5 protein-coding genes are annotated in these 3,389 nt (G+C 71.1%); 3 read left to right on the top strand and 2 right to left on the bottom strand.

All coding sequences use genetic code 11. The features are described from left to right. On the bottom strand, positions 1-542 hold a 542-nt coding region (locus AC3XYG_RS02705; protein WP_489138270.1), incomplete at its 3' end, for a TerC family protein. Positions 543-817: 275 nt separating this feature from the next. Between AC3XYG_RS02705 and AC3XYG_RS02710 the strand changes: the two genes are divergently transcribed. Next, a complete protein-coding gene (locus tag AC3XYG_RS02710; RefSeq protein ID WP_489138271.1) occupies positions 818-1,681 on the top strand; it encodes a helix-turn-helix transcriptional regulator in 864 nt (287 codons plus the stop codon). A 114-nt stretch (positions 1,682-1,795) separates the two neighbouring features. Continuing rightward, positions 1,796-2,665 carry an NAD(P)H-binding protein gene (locus AC3XYG_RS02715; RefSeq protein ID WP_489138272.1) on the top strand — a complete coding sequence of 290 codons (870 nt, stop codon included), beginning with the start codon at positions 1,796-1,798 and terminating at the stop codon, positions 2,663-2,665. Here AC3XYG_RS02715 and AC3XYG_RS02720 read toward each other — a convergent pair. Then, a complete protein-coding gene (locus AC3XYG_RS02720; RefSeq protein ID WP_489138273.1) occupies positions 2,662-3,072 on the bottom strand; it encodes a GFA family protein in 411 nt (136 codons plus the stop codon). The genes AC3XYG_RS02715 and AC3XYG_RS02720 overlap by 4 nt on opposite strands. Before the next feature lie 134 nt (positions 3,073-3,206). Here AC3XYG_RS02720 and AC3XYG_RS02725 point away from each other — a divergent pair. Then, positions 3,207-3,389: hypothetical protein (locus AC3XYG_RS02725; protein WP_489138274.1), on the top strand; the 183-nt coding region annotated here is incomplete at its 3' end.

Raw genomic sequence — 3,389 nt, forward strand, 5'->3', positions numbered from 1 at the left:
ATCCAGCGGTGGCGGTTCAGCAGCTTGGCGATGAACGAGGCGGCGAAGCCCATCATCGCGATCGACAGCGCCAAACCGAAGACCAGGATGATCGGGTGCTCGCGCGCCGCGCCGGCCACCGCCAGCACGTTGTCCAGCGACATCGACACGTCGGCGACGACGATCTGCCAGGCCGCCTGGGCGAAGGTCTTGCGCGGGGCACTGTTGCCGTCCGCGCCGGCCAGCGCGTTCTCGGCGTCGTGGTCCTGCTTGGCGTTGTGCCGCAGCTCACGCCACATCTTCCAGCACACCCACAGCAGCAGCACGCCGCCGGCCAGCAGCAGGCCGACGATGGCCAGCAGCTGCGTCGTCGCCAGGGCGAAGACGATGCGCAGCACCGTGGCGGCGGCGATGCCGATCAGGATGGCCTTGGCGCGCTGCTCCTTGGGCAGCCCGGCCGCGGCCAGGCCGATGACGATGGCGTTGTCCCCCGCCAGCACGAGGTCGATCATGATGACCTGGAGCAGGGCGGTCAGCGCCTCGCCCGTCAGCAAATGTTCCATGCAAACACCATCCTCTTTGTCGCGAGGAGGGGCCTGCGTGCCGTCCGGGGCTGGCGGCGCCGCGGGGCGCCATCGACCAGAATCCGATGCTGAATATCAGGGATCAGCAGGCGGGCCACTCCATGGGAGTCTCCAGTCCGACATCGCAGATCCCGAAGGATCTGCCAGAGGGGCCCGGCCTGGTGGCGCGGATATAGCGACGGGGCCTCGCCCGCTCAAGCGCCGCGACGTAGACTGGGGCTCCCGTTCGCAGGACGGCCGAAAGGTGTGGCGGAATGGATACACATGAACCGGTGATCCGGTCCGGGGCGATCGTGCCGGAACGGGCGGCGCAATGGACCGGCTTCGCCGCAGGGCTGTTCGCTGCGGCCGACCATGCGGTCGAGGCGCCGCCGTCGCCCGATCTGCGCCTCAGCCTGCATGTCGGTGCGCCGGTCCTTGCCCATTGCCGGGCCGAAGGCATCGTCCAGGACCGGCTGCAGCGCGAGGGCGACATCGACCTGCTGCCGGCCGGCGCCACCGGCGTGTGGCAGGATGAGGGGCCGGCGCGCTTCCTGCTGCTGCGCCTGAGCCCGTCCCTGTTGCACAGCGCGGCGGAAGGGCTGGGCCTGGCCTCGGGCCGGCTGGAGATCGCGCCGCGGCTGCAACTGCGCGACCCGCGGATCGAGCATGTCGGCTGGGCCCTGAAGGCCGAGCTGGAGGCCGGCGCCGAATCCGACCCGCTCTATGCCGACAGCCTGGGCCTGGCGCTGGCGGCCCATCTGCTGCGCCGCTACGCGGCCCCAGTGCCGGCGGCGCCGGCCCTCGGCCAGGCGCTGTCCCGCCGGCAGCTCGGCCGGGTGCTGGAACTGATCGAGGTCCGGCTGGACCAGCGGCTGACCCTGGCCGAGCTGGCGGCGGCGGCCGGGCTCAGCCCGTCGCATTTCAAGCCGCTGTTCAAGGCGTCGACCGGCCTGGCGCCGCATCAATACGTCATCCGCCGCCGGGTCGAGCGGGCGCGGGCGCTGCTGCTGGACGGCAGGCTGCCGATGGCCCAGATCGCCCTCGACGCCGGCTTCGCGCATCAGAGCCATATGGCCCGGGCGATGCGGCGGATCCTCGGCGTCACCCCCGGGGCGGTGCGGCGCGACCGGCACTGATCGCCGCCGTCCGATCCGGCGCTGCGCCGTCCGTTCCGGCGCGACCGACCGCGCCTCCCGCGGCAAGGTCCGTCCCGATTTGAGCCCCATCCGGGCACAACGGGAGACGAGACCATGTTTGCCATCATCGGGGCCACCGGCCGGATCGGTGGAGCCGCGGCGCTGGAGCTGCGGCGGCGGGGCAGGGCGGTGCGCGCGATCATCCGCGACCCGGCCAAGGCCGGGCCATTGGCCGAAGCCGGCTGCGAAATCGTGGTCGCCGATATCGCGGCGACCGGGGCGCTGACCGCGGCCTTGCGGGATGCCGACGGTGCGCTGGCGATCGTGCCGCTGGCGCCGTCGCGCGGCGATGCTGCGGCCGAGGCCCGCAGCCTGATCGACAGCCTGGCCAGGGCGCTGGAGGCGGCGCGACCGCCGCGCACTGTCGCCATCTCCGACTATGGCGCCCAGCATGCGGCCGGCACCGGCATCACCGTACTCTTCCATGACCTGGAGCAGCGGTTCGGCGGCCTGCCGGGCATCTCCTTCCTGCGCTCGGCCGAGCATATGGAGAATTGGGCGCGGTCGCTGCGCTCTGCGGTGGCGACCGGCGTCCTGGCCAGCCTGCACCATCCCCTCGACAAGCGGTTCCCGACCGTCTCGGCCCCCGATGTCGGATTGATCGCGGCGGATCTGCTGGATGCCGCCGAGGCGCCGCCGCGCATCCTCCACGCCGAAGGGCCGCAGCGGTGCACGGCCATGGACGTGGCGGCCGCCTTGGCCGAACCGCTCGGCCTGCCGGTCCAGGCGGTGGCCCTGCCGCGCGGCCAGTGGGAGCAGGCGCTGGCGGCCGGCGGCCTGAGCGAGGGCTATGTCCGCCTGATCACCGAACTGTACGACGCCCACAATGCCGGGCGGATCGAGGTCGAGGGCGGCGAGATCCGGCGCGGCATCACGCCCCTGACCGAGGTACTGGCGGCGCTGGTGCGCCAGTCGGCCGGTTAGACCGAGAACTCCTCATATTGCGGCAGGTCATCGGCGATGGTGTACCAGGGCGCCTTGGAGCCGACGAAGATGTGCTCGGTCGGCCGGATGGTCGGGTCGTCGACCAGCGTGCCCATGGCGACATGGACATAGGCGCCGTCGCGGACGACCGAGAACAGCAGCGAGCCACAGGCCCGGCAATGCGTGTTGTTGCCGTCCGGCTCGCCATAGATCATCAGCGCATCCTGGCCCTGGGTCACCGTCAGCTTGCTGCGCTCGATGCCGGCGATGGGCTTGAACGCCGACCCCGTCGTCCGCCGGCAGTTCGAGCAGTGGCAGTTCATGGCGTAGCGGAACGCGTCCGCCACTTCGTAGTGGACGGCGCCGCAGTAGCATTTGCCGGTCAGCATGCGCGCGGTCTCGGTCATGGGCGTCTCCCCCTGGGCGATGGCCTCGGCGCCCAGACTATCGCCGTCGGTCGTGGCTTGACAGTCCGCCGCCGGCGGCGGTAGCGTCCGCTCATTCGAGCAGTTAATGCTCAAATGTTGTTGGACGCGCCGCCGTGACCCTTCAGGCCGATCTCGGGCATCGCGTCACCTCCGATGCCCAGCGCGAACAGTTCATGGTCCAGGCGGCCAAGCTCTATTACGACCTGGACCGGAACCAGAGCGAGATCGCGCAGGAACTCGGCCTGACCCGCTGGCAGGTCGGCCGGCTGCTGCAGGAGGCGCGCGAGACCGGCATC

It is taken from the genome of Inquilinus sp. (assembly GCF_057815775.1).

Excerpts from the sequence above, each read along its gene's own strand:
- AC3XYG_RS02720 (WP_489138273.1), bottom strand. The coding sequence starts at position 3,072 with ATGACCGAGACCGCGCGCATGCTGACCGGCAAATGCTACTGCGGCGCC.
- AC3XYG_RS02710 (WP_489138271.1), top strand. The coding sequence starts at position 818 with ATGGATACACATGAACCGGTGATCCGGTCCGGGGCGATCGTGCCGGAA.
- AC3XYG_RS02715 (WP_489138272.1), top strand. The coding sequence starts at position 1,796 with ATGTTTGCCATCATCGGGGCCACCGGCCGGATCGGTGGAGCCGCGGCG.